This window comes from Micromonospora sp. WMMD710 (assembly GCF_029626045.1).
Lineage (GTDB): Bacteria > Actinomycetota > Actinomycetes > Mycobacteriales > Micromonosporaceae > Micromonospora.
Genome location: NZ_JARUBD010000001.1, coordinates 6150975 through 6168784, shown reverse-complemented (window position 1 = coordinate 6168784; position 17810 = coordinate 6150975). Strand labels below are relative to the sequence as shown.

The window sequence follows — 17810 nt, the reverse complement described above, 5'->3', positions numbered from 1 at the left end:
ATAGGCTGCCGTCCTGATGAGCGCCACGATGATCGTCAAGGACCTGGCCGCCGGGCACGGCGACCGCCCGCTGTTCGCCGGATTGGACCTGGTGGTGGCCCCCGGCGACGTGGTCGGGCTGGTCGGGCCGAACGGAGCCGGCAAGTCGACGCTGCTGCGTACCCTCGCCGGGTTGCTGCCGGTCGAGGCCGGCAGCGTGCGGCTCAGCCCACCCACGGCGAGCGTCGGGCACCTGCCGCAGGAGCCGGAACGGCGACCGGGCGAGACGGTCCGCGACTTCCTGGCCCGCCGGACCGGGGTGACCGCCGCGCAGGCGGCGCTGGACGCGGCGACCGAGGCGCTGACCGAGGGGAAGGCCGGCGCGGACGACGCGTACGCGGACGCGCTGGAGCGCTGGCTCGCCCTCGGCGGCGCGGACCTGGACGAACGCGCCGAGCAGGTGAGCGCCGACCTCGGTCTCGCGGTCGACCTGGACCACCCGACGACCGGGCTCTCCGGTGGCCAGGCGGCGCGGGCGGGGCTCGCGTCGCTGCTGCTCAGCCGGTACGACGTGTTCCTGCTCGACGAGCCGACCAACGACCTGGACCTGGCCGGGCTGGAGCGGCTGGAGGAGTTCGTCACCGGGTTGCGGGCCGGCACGGTGCTGGTCAGCCACGACCGGGAGTTCCTCACCCGCACGGTGACCCGGGTGCTGGAGCTGGACCTGCCGCAGCAGCAGGTCAACCACTACGGCGGCGGCTACGCGGCCTACCTGGAGGAGCGCGAGGTGGCCCGCCGGCACGCCCGCGCGGACTTCGAGGAGTACGCCGACACGAAGGCCGGCCTGGAGGCGCGGGCGCGCACCCAACGTGGCTGGATGGACAAGGGCGTGAAGAACGCCCGGCGCAAGGCCACCGACAACGACAAGATCGGCCGCAAGTTCCGCAGCGAGGCGAGCGAGAAGCAGGCCGCCAAGGCCAAGCAGACCGAGCGGCTGATCGAACGGCTGGACGTGGTGGAGGAGCCCCGCAAGGAGTGGGAGCTGCGGATGGAGATCGCCGCCGCGCCCCGCGCCGGCGCCGTCGTGGCCACGCTCCGCTCCGCGGTGGTACGCCGGGGCGGCTTCACCCTCGGCCCGGTCGACCTCCAGATCGACTGGGCGGACCGGGTCGCGGTGACCGGGGCGAACGGCTCGGGCAAGTCCACGCTGCTGGCCGCGCTGCTGGGGCGGCTGCCGCTGGACGAGGGCACCGCCTCGCTCGGGCCCGGCGTGGTGGTCGGCGAGGTGGACCAGGCCCGCGGCCTGTTCCTCGGCGACGCGCCGCTGATCGACGCGTTCCAGGCGGCCGTACCCCACCTGTCGCCGGCCGACGCACGGACCCTGCTGGCCAAGTTCGGCCTGCGTGCGGCGCACGTGCCGCGGCCGGCGGCCACCCTCTCCCCGGGCGAGCGGACCCGCGCGGCGCTGGCCCTGCTCCAGGGGCGCGGGGTCAACCTGCTGGTGCTCGACGAGCCCACCAACCACCTGGACCTGCCCGCCATCGAGCAGCTCGAGTCGGCGCTGGCCAGCTACCCGGGCACGCTGCTGCTGGTGACTCACGACCGGCGGATGCTGGCCGCGATCGAGACGAACCGACGGCTGCGGGTCGACGCCGGGCGGATCGCCGAGGATTGATCCGTGCCGGCGGGCCGCCGGAGGGTGAGAATGACGCCATGCTCAAGTGGGAGTACGCCCTGCTGGTCCGCCGCCGTCAGGCCGCGACCAACGACCTGGGCTGGGAGGTCGTCTTCGTCTGGTATGGCCCGGACGGCTCGATGGTCGACGTGACGCCGTACGGCGACACCGCACTGGCCCACCTGAACCGGGCCGGCGACCAGGGCTGGGAGTTGGTCGCGATGAGCGAGGACCCGTCCCTGCCCGGCAACAACGAGCTGCACCGCTATCACCTCAAGCGGCCGAAGCCAGCCGCCCCGCCGCCCCGGCAGCGGATGCGCGGTGGCCGCCGCACCCTTTCCGGCTGACCCGACCGCGCCGGGCCGACCGCGCCGGGTTGACTGCGGTGGCATGGGAGGAGTTGGTCGTTCCCGACTCGCCTCATGCCCGAGCGGAGCCGATGTCTCCGTTGAACGTGATGCCGGAGAGTCATCTTGATGCCTGTGTGGCATCACGCTGATTCCGGTTCCTGCCTCGCATCCTGCGACACCCTCAACGGCGGGCCGCACCCGAGTCGGCATCGAGGCGGACGAGCGGGGCATAACGGGCGCGTATGCGGGTATCGCGCGGCGGGAGGTGGCCCGAATGGTCGCTTTGGCACAGACTCCGCCCTCGGCCGACCGGCTGCGGGCGATCGACGATTTCCTCGCGCAGGCGTGGGCGGACCAGGTCCGGCACGACGAACGGCTGCGTGGTCTGGCCGTGGAGGTGCGGTTCGACCGGGGTGTGGCCCATCTGAGCGGCGAGGTGCCCGAGCCCGCCGACCTGCGGCTGGTCCGTGAGCTGGTGGGGCGACTGGCCGGGGTGTACGGCGTCTGGTGCCGCGTGGGTGTCGGTGGCCGGGAGCCGGTGGTGGTGGACCTCGGTTGCGGGCCGACCAAGCAGTGGCCGAGCAACCTGGGGTTGGACATCTATCCGGCGCCGGGGGTGGACGCCGTGGCGGACCTGTCTGGCTCGCTGCCGCTGGCCGACAACTCGGTGGACGTCCTCTTCGCGGTGCACATCCTGGAGCACCTGATCGATTTCCTGCCGCTGGTCGACGAGTGCCACCGGGTGCTCCGCCCGGGCGGCGTACTGCACGTCATGAGCCCCTGGTGGGGGCATGTGAACGCGGTGGCGGACCCGACCCACGTCCGGCTGATGGACGTGCAGACGTTCAAGGGGATCTGTCAGCTCCGGCCACCGGGCACACCGCGCTGGTATCCCCTGCACGCGGGCTGCGACGGCGCCTCGATCTTCGCCGACCTGACTCCCCTTCCCCCGGACGCCGAACCGGCGTCCAAGTCCCACCTGGCCCGCTTCTTCGACTAGGGGGTCTGCGTGGATTCGCGGAGCTCCAGGCGGCAGGGGGCGGACAGCTCCCGGGCCGGGGCGGTGCGGTCGCCGTCCAGGCGGTTGGCCAGGAGTTCCACGGCCAGGCGGGCGATCTGTGCCTTGTCCGGGGCGACGGTGCTCAGGGTCGGGATCGAGAACCGGCCGTCCTCGATGTCGTCGAAGCCGACCACCGCCACGTCCTCGGGCACCCGCAGGCCGGCCTCGTGCAGGGCCCGCAGGGCGCCGAGGGCGAGCGTGTCGTTGAAGCAGAAGACGGCGTCGGGGCGTACCCCGGAAGTGAGCAGGCCGCGCATCGCGGCCGCGCCGTCGGCGCGGTGCCAGGCCGGCGCGGGCGCCACGAGGGCTTCGTCGTAGTCCAGGCCGGCGGCGCGCAGCGCGTCGGCGTAGCCGGCCAGGCGCAGTCGGGCGCTGGCGCCCTCGTCGGTGCGCTGCGAGCCGATGGCCGCGATCCGACGTCGACCGAGGCCGACGAGGTGGGCGGTGATCTCCCGGGCCGCGCCCACGTTGTCGATCACCACGCGGTCGGCCGGGCCGTGGTCGACCCGTTCGCCGAGCAGCACCATCGGCGTGCCGTCGAGGCCGGCCAGGTCTTCCGCGGTGAGGGCCAGCGGGCTGAAGATCAACCCGTCGATCAGGTGGTCGGTGATGCCGGAGGCGACCACCCGTTCCTGCTCGCGTCCGCCGCCGGTCTGGTCGATCAGCACCGTCCAGCCGAAGTCGGCGGCAGCGGTCACCACGTAGCGGGCCAGCTCGGCGAAGTACGGGATGTCCAGTTCCGGTACGGCCAGGGCGATCACACCGGTGCGGCCCTTACGCAGGTGCCGGGCGGAGAGGTTAGGCCGGTAGTTGAGTTCGGCGATGGCCTCCTCGACACGGGCGCGGGTGTCCGGCCGGACGTGCACGTACCCGTTCACCACGTTGGAGACCGTCTTCACCGAGACGCCCGCCCGTTCGGCGACGTCCTTGAGCCTGTGCCGCACTCCGCAACCTCCCCGATGTAACCCAGCGCACCATACCTTGTCATCAGCCCTTTACAACGTTGCCTACAACGTTGTAGAAACGAGGGACACCGGGCGGACCGTGACAGCGGTCAACCGGCGCCGGCACTGAGGAAAGGTGGCACCCCTTGCGGACCGGCTACTGCTCTTCTTCGCCGCCAACGCGTACGACAGGGCGGAGTACGCCGAGGGTTACGCGGTCTGCGAGAGCCCGAGCCGCCAGGTGTGGCTCGACGAGGTGACGTGGGTCGACGGCAAGCCGGTCGTCAAGGGCCCGACCGGTACGTCGCAGTCGCGTCCCTGAGCCGATCGTGCGGAGGGGCGCTCGGCCCCTCCGCACGCGTCGACTCAGGCGGTGGGCTCGCGCGGAGCCGGGGCGACGGCCGGTTCGTGGCGGGCCAGCCGGTTGCGGCGGTAGCCGTAGCCGAAGTAGATGATCGCGCCGAGCAGCATCCAGGCCAGGAACCGCAGCCAGGTCTCCACCGACAGGTTCAGCATCAGATAGAGGCAGGCCAGCGCGGAGAAGATCGGCAGCACCGGGGAGAACGGCACCCGGAACGGCCGCTCCAGGTCCGGGCGCCTGCGGCGCAGGATCGGCACCGCGATCGACACGAGCACGAACGCGCAGAGCGCGCCGATGCTGACCAGGTCGGCCAGGGCCGAGAGCGGCAGGAAGCCGGCCAGCAGCGCGACAGCCACCGCCATGATCGCCGAGATCCGGTACGGGGTGCCCCAGCGCGGGTGCACGGCCGCGATCGACGGCGGGATCAGCCCGTCGCGGGCGATGGCGAAGCCGATCCGGCCCATGGCCACCAGGTCGACGAGGATGACGCTGGTCAGACCGGCGACGGCGGCGATGGAGACCAGTACGGCCGCCCAGCCGGCGCCGACCGCCTCGAACGCCGACGCGATCGGGGCGCCCCGGTCGATCTCGGTGTACGGCACCATGCCGACGACCACCAGCGAGACACCGATGTAGAGCACGGTGGAGATCAGCAGCGTGCCGAGCAGGCCCAGGGTGAGGTCCCGCTTGGGCTTGCGCGTCTCCTCGCCCAGGTTGGCGACGGCCTCGAAGCCGGTGTACGCGAAGAACACCACGGCGGCGGCGCTGAGCACCCCGACGAAGCCGAAGACCGACGGTTCCAGCCCGAACAGTGCCTGGGTGACCGGCTGCTTGATGCCGTCGTCGCCGCTACCGGCGGGCTCGGCCGGCGGGATGAACGGGGTGAGGTTGGCGGCCTTGACGAAGAACAGCCCGGCGACCACCACGAACACGCAGATGGCCACCTTGACCAGCACCAGCAGGTTGGTGATCCGGGCGGATTCCCGGATGCCGACGATCGCGACGATGCCGAGGATCAGCACGATGGCGATGGCGCCGATGTTGACCGTGCTGCCCTCCTCGCCGAACCACCGGGTCGGCAGGTCGAGCAGTTCGGCCAGGTAGCCGGACCAGCCGCGGGCAACCACGGCGGCGCCGAGTGCGAATTCCAGCAGCAGGTCCCAGCCGATGATCCACGCGACGATCTCACCCATGGTGGCGTACGCGTAGGTGTAGGCGCTGCCTGCGGTCGGCACACTGGAGGCCAGCTCGGCGTAGCAGAGGGCGGCGAGCAGGGCGACCACGCCGGCGATGGCGAAGGAGATCACGACGCCCGGTCCGGCGCTGTCGCGGGCCTCGATCCCGGTGAGCGTGAAGATGCCGGTACCGATCACGATCCCGATACCGAAGCCGGTGAGGTCGATCGCACCGAGGCGCCTCTTCAGGCCGAGTTGGCCGTCGGAGCCGTCCGCCTCACCTTGAGCTATCACGTCCTTGATCGGTTTTGTTCGCAGCACGGACATGCGCTCAGCCCTCCCACCGTGCGACCACCACCGTGGCGGCCGGTAGCCGGCGTTGCTACCCAGCGGCGGGAATGGTCAACCACGAACCCTTGCGTCGATGGCCAGACTGTGAAAATTTCCTTCCAGCAACGCGGACATCGACGGCGAATCTTGCCGGAAGGTGCCGCGCGGAACATCCGGTAGCCCCAACGAAGGGACACACCGCATGAAGGCCACACGACTCGGAGCCGCCGGGCTGGCCGTAGCCCTGCTCGGCACGCTCGTCACCACCACCCCCGCGAGCGCCGCAGCCGGCACCACCAGCACCACCACCGCCACCTGCACCACCGGCCCGGCCACCCCCAAACGGCAGTTCCGGGCCATGTGGATCTCGTCGGTCGTCAACATCGACTGGCCCAGCAAGGCGTCCCAGACCAGCCCGGACCGGATCGCCGCCCAGCAGGCCGAGTATCGCGAGCTGCTCGACCTCGCCGAACGGCTGCACCACAACGCCGTCGTGGTGCAGGTCCGCCCGACCGCCGACGCGCTCTGGCCCTCGCCGTACGAGCCCTGGTCGGAGTACCTGACCGGCGTCCGCGGCCAGGACCCGGGCTGGGATCCGCTGGCCTTCCTGGTCGACGAGTCGCATAAGCGCAACCTGGAATTCCACGCCTGGTTCAACCCGTACCGCGTCTCCATGCCGGCCCCCGGCGGCGCCGGCGCCGACCTCACCCAACTCGCCCCCGGCCACCCGGCCCGGCAACACCCCGACTGGACCTTCGCCTACCCGCCAGCCGGCGTCGCCGGCAGCCGGCTCTACTACAACCCCGGCATCCCCGAGGTCCGCGAGTTCGTGCAGACCGCGATGATGGACGCGGTCAAGCGGTACGACATCGACGGCGTCCACTTCGACGACTACTTCTACCCCTACCCCAGCGGCACCTACCAGGTGCCCGACGACGCCACGTTCGCCGCCCACAACCGGGGCTTCACCGACCGGGCGGACTGGCGGCGGGACAACATCAACCTGCTGATCCAGGAGATGAACGGCAAGATCAAGGCGGCGAAGCCGTGGGTGAAGTTCGGCGTCAGCCCGTTCGGCATCTGGCGCAACCAGACCGCCGACCCGCTTGGCTCGGACACCACCGGCAGCCAGTCGTACGACATCATCTCCGCCGACACCCGCAAGTGGGTCAAGCAGGAGTGGATCGACTACGTGGTGCCACAGCTGTACTGGTACATCGGCCAGTACCCGGCCGCCGACTACGCGCGCCTGGTGCCGTGGTGGGCCGAGACGGTGCGCGGCACCCGCGTGCAGCTCTACATCGGCCAGGCCGACTACAAGAGCGGCGATCCGGCGTACGGGCCGTTCTGGCAGAACCCGCGTGAGCTGTCCGACCACCTGACGCTCAACCGGTCGTACCCGGAGGTGCAGGGCAACGTGCACTTCTCCGCCGTGCAGGTGCGGGCCAACCGGCTCGGCGCCACCGACATCTACGCCGCCGAGCACTACTCGCGCCCGGCACTGGCGCCGGCCATGCCGCACCTGCCGGCCAAGCCGCTGCTCTTCCCGGTGGTCACCGGGACCAGCCGACAGGCCGACGGGGTACGCCTCACCTGGCGTCAGCCGGCCGACGGCGTCGGCTCGCTGGGCACCGCCACCTCGTACGCGATCTACCGCTTCGACGGCACCTCGCTGCCCGGTCGGTGCGCCACCGCGGACGCCGCGCACCTGATCGACACCGTCCGGGCCGTACCGGGCGGGTCGCAGTCCTGGGTGGACACGTCGGCCGAGCCCGGCCGGCGCTACACCTACCAGGTGACCGCGCTGGACCGACTGGCCAACGAGAGCCCGGCCAGTCCGCCGGCATTTGCCCTGCGCTGACCCGCTTTTCCGAATGCCCCGGGCGTCTCGCGCGCCCGGGGCATTCGTCTGTTTCGACGTATGTCACCAATAGTTGGCGAGGCGCATACCGCCTAGTTGATCAGCTGATTGACACTCATCGACATCCGGTAACCCCCCGGTAACTTCCGTCCCACCCGCTCACCCCCGCGGAGGTAACCCGTGCCCCGACGTCTCGCCACCCTGCTCGCCTCGGGCGCGCTCGCGCTGCTCGCCACCCTCGCCATCGCCTCCCCCGCCGCCGCCGTCACCCCCGCACAGAAGCTGTCCGTGCTGTCCAGTTGGACGCAGACCAGCGTGTCCAGCTACAACTCCTGGAACAGCGCCCGGGTCAACCGGGCACCCTGGGCCGAGTACAACTTCGACTGGTCCACCGACTACTGCTCGTCCAGCCCGGACAACCCGCTCGGCTTCACCTTCAACCTGGGCTGCTACCGGCACGACTTCGGCTACCGCAACTACAAGGCGGCCGGCCAGTTCTCCGCCAACAAGTCCCGCCTCGACAGCGCGTTCTACGAGGACCTGAAGCGGGTCTGCGCGACCTACAACTCGGTTGTCCGCCCGGCCTGCTACAGCCTGGCCTGGACCTACTACCAGGCAGTCAAGGTCTTCGGCTCGGTAGCGGCCGTCCAGCAGGCCGACATCGACCGCGCCGCCCGAATGAAGGCCGAAGCCGAAGCCAAGGCCGCAACCCGCTAACCCCCACCCCCACCCCCACCCCCACCCCCACCCCCACCCCGACCCACCCCACCCTGACCCACCCTGACCCACCCTGACCCACCCTGACCCACGTCGATCATGGACTTGTGGTGGGGGCTTTGGCCGCGGAAGAGCGGAATGTCTCCCACCACAACTCCATGATCGACCCGAGCTAGGCACGTTCGGTTCTTGTTGCTGGGTGGCGGTCGGGGTCGGCGGGCTGGCGGGGGGTCGGTTGGGACAGGCCCGTGCTGAAGCGGGTCGAATCCGCCGCCAGATCCGGGTGTTCCACGTCCAGGGCCAGCGCGGCGGCCTCGTCCAGCCCCAACTCCGCACCCTCGCCGTACGCGTCGTCGAAGGCCGCGTCGCCCAGCGCCGCACGCAGCTCCGCCTGCTGATCGGCCCAGTAGCCGCCGTAGATGCCGGGCGTCGACCGCATGCTGGCCCGGGTGGCCTGCGCCGCTCCGAACAATCGAGCGGCGGTCAGCCGTTCCCCGCCGGCCGCGCAACGCACCGCGATCGCGTTCAACGTGTCGCACGCCCGGCCGTGATAACCGTGGCCCATCCGGGAACGCAACGCCACCAGCAGATGCTCGTGCGCCGCGATCACGTCACCCCGGGCCAGCGCGACCATCCCGAGCAGCATGTCCACCGACCGTCGACCCCGCTCCACCGGCCGGGCCGCCTCCACCGGACGCACCGCCCCCAACAGGTCCGCGGCCTCCTCCAACGCGCCCCGCCGCCACAGCAGCTCGGCCAGGCTGAACACCGCGAACAACGCCTCGCCGACCACGTCCTGCCCGTGCGCCCAGTCGATGACCTCCCGGCACACCCGCTCGGCCTCGGCGAACTGGCCCATGTCGACCAGCGGCGCCGCGCGACCGGCGAGCACCCGTGCCAGCAGCCCGGCGTCGCCGGCCTGCCGGGCGGCGGCCTCCGCCCGCTGGGAGAAGCGCAGCTCCTCGGCGAACTCGCCGTCCGCGCCGGCGTGCAGCGAGTGCATGTGGTACGCCGCCGCCAGCTCCGCCTCCGGAATCCGCTCACCGGTCTCGGCGATCCGCCCGTACAGCCGGAACAGCCACAGCCGCCCCTCCCGGGCCAGCCCGCGCTCCCGCCACCACTGGTCCAGCCCTCCGGCCAGACCCAGGCCGGCGCGGGCACTGCCACCAGTGGCACACCAGCGCAACGCGGCCCGCAGCTCACCGGCGAGCGGGTCGAGGGCGTACAGCGACAGCGTCACCGGCCGCCCGTCGGTGCCCAGATGCGCCCGCTCCAGCGCGTGCGCAGACCAGGCCACGTGCCGGTCCCGGGCAGCCTGCTCCTCGCCGGCCTCGGCCAGCCGCCGTGCCGCGTACGCCCGGATCGGATCGAGCATCCGGTACGTGCTGCCGGCGGCGCGCGGCTCGGCCAGCACCATCGACTTGTCCACCAGCACCGACAGTGGATCCAGCGGGTCGTCACCCAGCAGCCACTCCACCGTCGCCAGATCCACCGGGCCGGCGAAGACCGCCAACCACCGCAGCAGTCGGGCGGCTCGCGGCCCCAACGTCCGGTACGACCAGGTGACGGTGGCCTGCATGGTCAGGTGCCGCTCGGTGGCCGAACGCTGCACCGCCCTGCTCGCCGGCGTCGGCGGCGACGCCCCGGCCGCCGCCGCCACGAGGTCCACCGTGTCCTGCTGGTTGCCGGACCAACCCCGCTCCGCCGGCGGCGGATCCGGATCCTCCCGACCGGCGTCCAACGTGCCGAGCACGTCGTCCAGCCGCTCGGCGAGCTGACCGACGGAGAGCACCCGCAGCCGGGCCGCCGCCAGCTCGATGGCGAGCGGCAACCCGTCGAGCCGCTGCACCACCCGGCGCAGGTCGGCCGACTCGGCCACCTCCGGTCGCCGGCCGCCACGCGCCGCCGTCGTACGGTCCAGCAGAAGCGCCACCGCGTCGCTCTCCGCGCCGTCGGTCCGCGGGTCCACCGAGAGCGGCGGAATCCGCCACACCACCTCACCGGGCAGGCTGAACGACTCTCGGCTCGTCGCCAGCACCCGCACGCCCCCGCCACCGGAGAGCAGCCGCGCGATGACCTCCGCGCACGCCGCCGGCTGCGTGTCGCAGGTATCGAGCACGACCAACATCCGACGGCTGGCCGCGTACTCGACAAGCGTGTCCAGCATCGGACGGCCCGGCTCGGGTCTCAGCCCGAGCACGGCGGCGATGGCGAACGCCACCAACCCCGGGTCGGTCACCGAGGCGATGTCGACGAACCACACCCCGTCCGGGTACGCCTCGACCACGCCGCAGGCCAGCTCCACCGCGAGTCGGGTCTTGCCCGCGCCACCGGCCCCCAGCACCGTGACGAGGCGGTGCTGCTCCACCAGCAGGCCGAGCTCGACGCGCTCGGTCTGCCGTCCGACGAACGAGGTCACCTGCGTGGGCAGGTTGTGCGCCACCGCGTCGGCCGTGCGCGGTCGGGGGAACTGCCGCTCCAGGCCGGGCGCGAGGAGTTGGAACAGCCGTTCCCGGTCGTCGAAGCCGCGCAGCCGGTGCAGGCCCAGGTCGAGCAGCGTGGCACCGGGGGGCAGCGGGTCGGCCCGCCGCGCCGTGGACGCCGAACAGAGCACCTGCCCGCCGTGCGCCGCGGCGGCCACCCGGGCCGCCCGGTGCACCTCGGGGCTGGCGTACTCCCCGTCGCGCGGCTCGGCGTAGCCGGTGTGCAGGCCCATCCGCACCCGGGGCGCCGCCTCCGGGGTGGGCCAGTCGTGGCTCGCCAACGCCCGCTGGGCGATCAGGCAGGCGGTCATCGCCGCCGTCGCGTCGTCGAAGGCCAGGAAGAACGAGTCGCCCTCGGTCAACAGTTCGGCGCCACCGGTGCCGGCGAGCGTCCGGCGCAGCAGGCGACGGTGCTCGGCGAGCACCGGGCGGTAGTCCGAGCCGAGCAGTTGGGCCAGCCGGGTCGAGCCCTCGATGTCGGTGAACACGAAGGTCACCCAACCGCTCGGGAGCTGGATCCGTGGCGACATGCGTGGAACCTCCGCCCGTGACGTCGGGTTCATGCTGCCTGAGTCCGAGCGGTCACGCATCGTGAGAACGGCCGGGCAGGTGCCGCCTCAAAGTGCCACTCGGACCCGCTCCCGGCAAGGGCAGCCCGCCAGGCGGCAGCGAATCAAATGGATCAGCAACCGCAGGCGCCGCCGCAGCAGCCGCCCCCGGCCGGGGCCGCACCACCGAACGGGCCGCCCGCGCCCCGACCGGTGACCGCGACCGCGGAAAGAAGCTTGACCGTGTCAGCGTGTCCCTGCGGGCAGGTCGCCGGCTCGCCGGCCGCCGCCATCGGACGGTTGACCTCGAAGGTGTCACCGCAGGCGCGGCAACGGAACTCGTACCGGGGCATGGCATCCAGGGTACGTGGACCTGACGCTCGGCGGGGCATGGGTAATACTCGACGGGTGGTGGACGGCGAGGACAAGATGCGTGTGCGACCGCTCCGACCGTCCGCACCATCGGACGGTCCGCTGGACGATTCGGGGGCCGCGCCGGATCCGGCGCCGCGGGCAGTGCCCCGCCCCCGCCGCCCCTGGCTGAGCGACAGCACCCCCGACGCGACAGCCGACGCCCCGACAGCCGACGCGAGCAGCGGTGACGCGAAGGCGGCCGCGCCGCAGAGCGAGACCGCGCCGCAGAGCAAGGACGCGCCGCAGAGCGAGGACGCGCCGCAGAGCGAGGCCGCGCCGCAGAGCGAGGACGCGCCGCAGAGCGAGACCGCCACGGTCGACGTCACGAAGGCCGAGACCCCGAAGGCCGCGGCCGACGCCACGGTGGCCGACCTCGCGGTGGCCACTGTGGACGGCAAGCCGGTCCCGCTGGCCGCCGACGCGGGGCGGCGGCGCCGGGTGCCGTTCGCGCACGCCCACGCCGTACGACTGCCGCCGCCCCGCCAGGCGGCGACGACCGCCGCCCGGGCCACCCGGGCCTGGGCCCGCCGGCCCAGTGGTCGACTCACCCTGCCCGGCGTGTTCCTGCTGGCCCTGGTGGCCGCGACCGCCGCGGCGGGCGCGCTGCTCGTGCCGGCGACCATCCGCGCGTCCCGATCGGTCGCCGCCGATTCGTCCGCGACGCCGCCACCGGCCGTTCCGCCGGCCGGCCTGCCCACCGCCGCCCTGCCCAGTGGCGGGGTGCCGACCGGTGGGCTGCCGACGGGCGGGGTTCCGACCGGCGGGTTCCCGACCGGGCCGGCCCTTCCGCCGGCGATCGGTGGCCGACCGTCGGACGCCCTGGCCGGCTGGGCACAACAGGTCGGCGCCAAGGTCGGTGTACCGCCGGCCGCCATGCAGGCGTACGGCTACGCCGAGCTGGTACTCGCCCGGACCAACCGCAGCTGCGCGTTGAGCTGGACGACCCTCGCCGCGATCGGCCAGGTCGAATCCGGGCACGGCTCGGCCAACGGCGCCCGCCTGGGGCAGGACGGCAAGGCCCTGCCGAAGATCATCGGGCTGCCGCTGGACGGCAAGGACAGCCGGATGCGGATCATCGACACCGACCGTGGGCTGCTCGACGGGGACGCCACCCTCGACCGCGCCATCGGGCCGATGCAGTTCATCCCGACCACGTGGCAGGAGATCGGCGCGGACGCGGACAACGACGGCGTCAAGGACCCGCACGACCTGGACGACGCCGCCCTGGCGGCCGGGAACTACCTGTGCAAGGGCGGCCGCAACCTGAGCATCCCGGGCGACTGGTGGAACGCGATCCTGTCGTACAACGACGTGCGCCGGTACGCCCAGGACGTCTACGACACCGCAAATCGGTACGGACGGGCCAGCCGCACGTGAAGTGATCGTCTGCATACATTAGAGAACTGGACACTTCCCCCGGGCAGCTGTTAGCGGCAAGCTAGACGGGTGATGGTGCGCGAGTGGGACCCCAGGACCGCGTCGTCCGCCGAGATCGCGTCGCTGCTGGACACGCTGAACGCGGTTCTTGCGGCCGATCTGCCGCAGGACCCTTCGTGGCGGGAGAACTCCCTGCGGGAGTACCTCGCCGAGGTGATGCCCGGCGAGCGGCGGATCTCCTGGGTCGCCCAGGCCGACCCGAGCGCCGCCGGTGACCCGGGCGCGATCCTCGGCCAGGTCCATGTGCTGCTCCTCGGCGACATCGGCGTGCTCGAGGTGCTGGTGCACCCCTCGGTGCGACGTTCCGGGCTCGGCCGTGACCTGGTGCTGCGTGCCGCCCGCCGGGTCTACCAGGAGGGCTTCCGGTCGATCGGGGTCGAGGTCGTCGGCGACACGCCGGCGGTGGGCTTCTACGAGTCACTCGGCTTCACCCGGGAGTACGTGGAGACGCGCAGCGTCCTTGACCTGTCCGGGGTCGACTGGGCCGAGCTGGCCCAGATGTCCACCGGCGTCGGGGCGGGTTACCACCTGGAGTTCTTCCCCGGCGGGCCACCGGACGACCTGATCGAGGCGTACGCGCGGGCCAAGGCCGAGGTGCGCGACGTCGACGACGGCGAGTTGCGTCCCAGCTCGTACGACCCGCAGCGGCTGCGGGACAGCCTGGACACCCTGCACCGGCGGGGCATGAAGCCGTACATCGTGCTGGCCCGGCACGAGCAGAGCGGTGAGGTCGCCGGCCTGACCGAGGTGGTGGTGCCGGCGCAGCACCCGACCCGCGCCGACCAGTACGACACGATCGTCGCGCAGGACCACCGAGGCTACGGCATCGACCGGGCGATCAAGGCCCGGATGCTGTTGGAGCTGCGGTCGTCCGAGCCGGAGCTGGTCGAGGTGCAGACCTGGAACGCGCAGGCCAACGAGGCGATGTTGAAGGTCAACGCCGAGCTGGGTTACCGGCCCGACCGGGACTGGTGCGAATACAGCGTCGACGTCGCCGAGTTGGTGCACCGCCTCGATCCGCCGCGCTGAGGGAATTCACGAAACTGTCCGATGGGGGATGGACGATGGACAGTCGGGCACCTTAACGTGCGTTGACCCCCGTCCACCCATCGTGGAGGCCCTATGCGCCCGCGCCGCTCAACAGCCGCGCTCGCGACCGCCACCGTCGCCGTGACCCTCACGGCGCTCGGCGTCGCACCCACCGCGGCCAGCGCCGCGCCCACCGATCTGTTCATCTCGGAGTACGTCGAGGGTTCGTCGAACAACAAGGCGATCGAGCTGTTCAACGGCACCGGTGCCGCCGTCGACCTGACCGGCGGCGGCTACCAGTTGCAGCTCTACTTCAACGGTTCCACCACGGCCACCACGATCGCGTTGACCGGGAGCGTGGCCGCCGGCGACGTGTTCGTGTTCGCCAGCGCGTCGGCCGGTGCCGCCGTCCTCGCCCAGGCCGACCAGACCACCGGCGCGAGCCTGTTCAACGGTGACGACGCGATCGTGCTGCGCCGGGGCACCACCGTGCTCGACTCGATCGGCCAGGTGGGTGTCGACCCGGGCACCGAGTGGGGTGCCGGCGCGACCAGCACCGCGGACAACACCCTGCGCCGGCTGCCGAGCGTGACCACCGGTGACACCGACCCGTCGGACGCGTTCGACCCCGCCCCGCAGTGGGCGGGCTTCCCCGTCGACACCTTCGACGGGCTGGGCGCGCACACCGTGGACGGTGGCGGCCCGGTCGACGTACCGGCCACGCTCACCTGTGGCGGCCCGCTGGTCACCGCGGCGGGTACGGCCGCGTCCCGAGAGGTCACCGCCACCGATCCGGACGACACTATCGCCGACCTGGCGGTGACCGCGGTCAGCCCGACCCCGGCCGCCGGCTCGATCACCCGTACCGCGGTCACTCCCGCCGACGGGGTGGGCGGCACCGCCCGCGCCACGGTCGGCGCGAGCGCCGACCTCGCCGCCGGCGCGTACACCGTGACGGTGACCGCGACCGATGCCGACGGCGGCACCGCGAGCTGCGCGCTGGCCGTGCAGGTGACCCGGGAGCTGACCGTCGGCGAGGTGCAGGGCCCGACCACCGACGCCGAGTCCGGCGCCGCCGACCGGTCGCCGCTCGCACCGGCGAGCGGCAACGGCACGAGCAGCACGCTGTACGACGTTCGTGGCGTGATCACCCAGCTGACGCTGGCCCGTACGGCGGCCGGGGCGGAGCAGAACGGGTTCTTCCTGCAGAGCCGCAGCGGCGACACCGACGAAGACCCGACCAGCTCCGACGGCATCTTCGTCTTCATGGGCGCGTTCACCTCGTTGATCGGCGGCTACGTGCCGACGGTCGGCGACGAGGTCGTGCTGCGGGCCCGGGTGTCGGAGTACTACAACCTCACCCAGCTCTCCGGTGCCTCGCTGGTCCGTCGGATCGCCACCGGCCTGGCCGTGGACACGACCGTCGCGGTGATCGACGCGGTGCCGCCGGTCGAGCTGACCGACGCGCAGCGCTGGTGGGAGCGGCACGAGGGCGCCCGCCTGCGGGTTCGCTCGGGTAGCGGCGCGGTGAGCGGCCGGGACGTGTTCTCGTCCACCGCCGACGCGGAGCTGTGGGTCGTCGACCGGGACGACCCGCTGCTGGACCGCGCCGACCCGTACGCCCGGCGGGTCTTCCGGGACTCGCACCCGCTGGACAACGACCCGACCCGGCGCTTCGACGACGGCAACGGGCAGCGCGTGCTGCTCGGCAGCATGGGCGTGAAGGCCACCGCCGGGGACAGCACCGCGCTTCTCCCGCCGGCGCACACCTTCGACACGCTGCGCGCCGACGCGGTGGGCGGCGTCTACTACTCGTTCGAAAAGTACGGCGTGCAGGTCGAGCGGGCCGAGTTCGACGCCGGGGCCGACCCGTCGAAGAACAACCCGCCGAAGCCGGCCGACCGCTCGCAGGAGGTCGCGGTCGCGACGTACAACGTGGAGAACCTGTACGACTACCGCGACGATCCATTCGACGGCTGCGACTTCACCGGCAACGCCGGCTGCCCGGGTGTCGACCCGCCGTTCGACTACGTGCCGTCCAGCGAGGCGGACTACCGCGAGCACCTCACGTCGCTCGCCGACCAGATCGCCAAGGACCTGCACGCTCCGGATCTGATCCTGGTGCAGGAGGCGGAGGACCAGGACATCTGCACGGTCTCCGGTGCGGCGCTGGCCTGCGGCGACACCAACAACGCCGACGGCGCTCCGGACAGCGTCCAGGAGTTGGCTCTCGCGGTGGCGGCGGCCGGCGGGCCGGCGTACGCCGCGGCCTATGACCGGACCGGCGCGGACGCCCGCGGGATCACCGCCGCGTTCCTGTACCGCACCGACCGGTTGTCGTTGGCGGCCGCGACGGCGGACGACCCGCTGCTGGGCTCGACGCCGACCGTGCAGTACCGCGCTGCGGGGCTGCCGGGCAACGCCGATGTGCAGAACCCGAAGGCCCTCAACGCGGTGCTGCCATCGGATGTGGACACCTCGACGGGCCGGGACGGCAACAACGTCTTCACCCGCGCTCCGCAGCTGGGCAAGTTCAGCGTGGCCGCGGCACCCGGCTCGGCCGAGCGGTTCACCCTGTACGCGCTGAGCAACCACTACTCCTCCGGCCCGGACAGCCGGATCGGGCAGCGGCGGGAGCAGGCGGCGTACGGCGCGGCGATCGTCACCACGATCGAGGCGGCCGACCAGAACGCCCGGGTGGTGTACGGCGGCGACCTGAACGTGTTCCCCCGCCCGGACGATCCGATCGCGACGGGCAGCGCACCCACTCCGTCGGATCAGCTCGCCCCGCTCTACGAGGCGGGCCTGCACAACCTGTGGGACAACCTGGTGGCGGACGTGCCGGCGTCGGCCTACTCGTACAGCTTCGAGGGGCAGGCGCAGACGCTCGACCACCTGTTCGTCAACGACGCGCTCTACGGCGACCTGGTGCAGGTGCGGGCGGCCCACATCAACGCGGACTGGCCTGCGGAGTTCACCGGTGACGGGTCGCGCGGGTCCAGCGACCACGATCCGCAGGTGGCTCGCTTCCGGTCGCGGGCGTCGTTGACCGTCGCCGACGCGACGGTGGTCGAGGGCGACCAGGGCAACCGGCAGCTCACGTTCACCGCAACCGTGTCCCGGCCGCTGTCCCAGCCGGTGCTGCTGTGCGCCACCACCGTTGGTATCACCGCGCAGGCGGGTTCGGACTTCGAGCCGTACGCCGGTTGCAAGGTGCTGCCCGCCGGGCAGACGTCGGTCGCCTTCCCGGTGACCGTGCGCGGTGACCGGAAGCGGGAGGCGAACGAGAAGCTGACCCTGCTGGTGGCCGGCGTGCCCGGCCTGAGGCTGGCCGACCCCCTGGCCACCGGCACGATCACGAACGACGACTGAGATCCCGCGCGTGAGCGCGTGATCCCTCTCGTGAGCGCATGATCGCGCTCGATCCAGGATGTAGTGGCCTCCGCC

The 17810-nt window shown here is 72.1% G+C and carries 13 protein-coding genes; 9 read left to right on the top strand and 4 right to left on the bottom strand.

Annotated elements, in window-relative coordinates:
• The first annotated feature begins 16 nt into the window (after positions 1-16).
• The 3 genes from O7620_RS28590 to O7620_RS28580 all read left to right on the top strand — a co-directional run bounded on the left by O7620_RS28590 (position 17) and on the right by O7620_RS28580 (position 3004).
• A complete protein-coding gene (locus tag O7620_RS28590; RefSeq protein WP_278126217.1) occupies positions 17-1654 on the top strand; it encodes an ABC-F family ATP-binding cassette domain-containing protein in 1638 nt (545 codons plus the stop codon).
• A gap of 38 nt (positions 1655-1692) precedes the next feature.
• Positions 1693-2001, top strand: coding sequence for a hypothetical protein (locus O7620_RS28585; RefSeq protein WP_151492198.1), 309 nt, complete (start codon positions 1693-1695; stop codon positions 1999-2001).
• Between the two features lie 277 nt (positions 2002-2278).
• A complete protein-coding gene (locus tag O7620_RS28580; protein WP_151492199.1) occupies positions 2279-3004 on the top strand; it encodes a methyltransferase domain-containing protein in 726 nt (241 codons plus the stop codon).
• Here O7620_RS28580 and O7620_RS28575 read toward each other — a convergent pair.
• Positions 3001-4008, bottom strand: a complete 1008-nt coding sequence (locus O7620_RS28575) for a LacI family DNA-binding transcriptional regulator (protein ID WP_278126214.1) — start codon at positions 4006-4008, stop codon at positions 3001-3003. The genes O7620_RS28580 and O7620_RS28575 overlap by 4 nt on opposite strands.
• 136 nt (positions 4009-4144) lie before the next feature.
• On the opposite strand from O7620_RS28575, the gene O7620_RS28570 reads away from it, so the two are divergent.
• Positions 4145-4330, top strand: a complete 186-nt coding sequence (locus O7620_RS28570) for a hypothetical protein (protein WP_192580440.1) — start codon at positions 4145-4147, stop codon at positions 4328-4330.
• A gap of 44 nt (positions 4331-4374) precedes the next feature.
• On the opposite strand, the gene O7620_RS28565 is transcribed toward O7620_RS28570, so the two are convergent.
• Positions 4375-5871 (bottom strand): amino acid permease, encoded by a 1497-nt coding sequence (locus tag O7620_RS28565; RefSeq protein ID WP_278126213.1) that lies wholly within the window; start codon positions 5869-5871, stop codon positions 4375-4377.
• 205 nt (positions 5872-6076) lie between these two features.
• Between O7620_RS28565 and O7620_RS28560 the strand changes: the two genes are divergently transcribed.
• A complete protein-coding gene (locus O7620_RS28560) occupies positions 6077-7735 on the top strand; it encodes a family 10 glycosylhydrolase (protein WP_278126212.1) in 1659 nt (552 codons plus the stop codon).
• Between the two features lie 180 nt (positions 7736-7915).
• Complete coding sequence (locus tag O7620_RS28555) at positions 7916-8452, top strand: phospholipase (protein ID WP_278126211.1); 537 nt, start codon at positions 7916-7918, stop codon at positions 8450-8452.
• Positions 8453-8624: 172 nt separating this feature from the next.
• Here O7620_RS28555 and O7620_RS28550 read toward each other — a convergent pair whose 3' ends face one another.
• Positions 8625-11465, bottom strand: a complete 2841-nt coding sequence (locus O7620_RS28550) for an adenylate/guanylate cyclase domain-containing protein (RefSeq protein ID WP_278126210.1) — start codon at positions 11463-11465, stop codon at positions 8625-8627.
• A 152-nt stretch (positions 11466-11617) separates the two neighbouring features.
• Positions 11618-11836 (bottom strand): zinc ribbon domain-containing protein, encoded by a 219-nt coding sequence (locus O7620_RS28545; protein ID WP_151492205.1) that lies wholly within the window; start codon positions 11834-11836, stop codon positions 11618-11620.
• Between the two features lie 55 nt (positions 11837-11891).
• Here O7620_RS28545 and O7620_RS28540 point away from each other — a divergent pair, with 55 nt between their 5' ends.
• The 3 genes from O7620_RS28540 (at position 11892) to O7620_RS28530 (ending at position 17735) form a co-directional block, all read left to right on the top strand.
• Positions 11892-13274 carry a lytic murein transglycosylase gene (locus tag O7620_RS28540; protein WP_278127190.1) on the top strand — a complete coding sequence of 461 codons (1383 nt, stop codon included), beginning with the start codon at positions 11892-11894 and terminating at the stop codon, positions 13272-13274.
• A gap of 72 nt (positions 13275-13346) precedes the next feature.
• Positions 13347-14363 (top strand): GNAT family N-acetyltransferase, encoded by a 1017-nt coding sequence (locus O7620_RS28535; protein WP_278127188.1) that lies wholly within the window; start codon positions 13347-13349, stop codon positions 14361-14363.
• A 93-nt stretch (positions 14364-14456) separates the two neighbouring features.
• Positions 14457-17735, top strand: a complete 3279-nt coding sequence (locus tag O7620_RS28530) for a lamin tail domain-containing protein (RefSeq protein WP_278126209.1) — start codon at positions 14457-14459, stop codon at positions 17733-17735.
• The last annotated feature ends 75 nt before the right edge of the window (positions 17736-17810 follow it).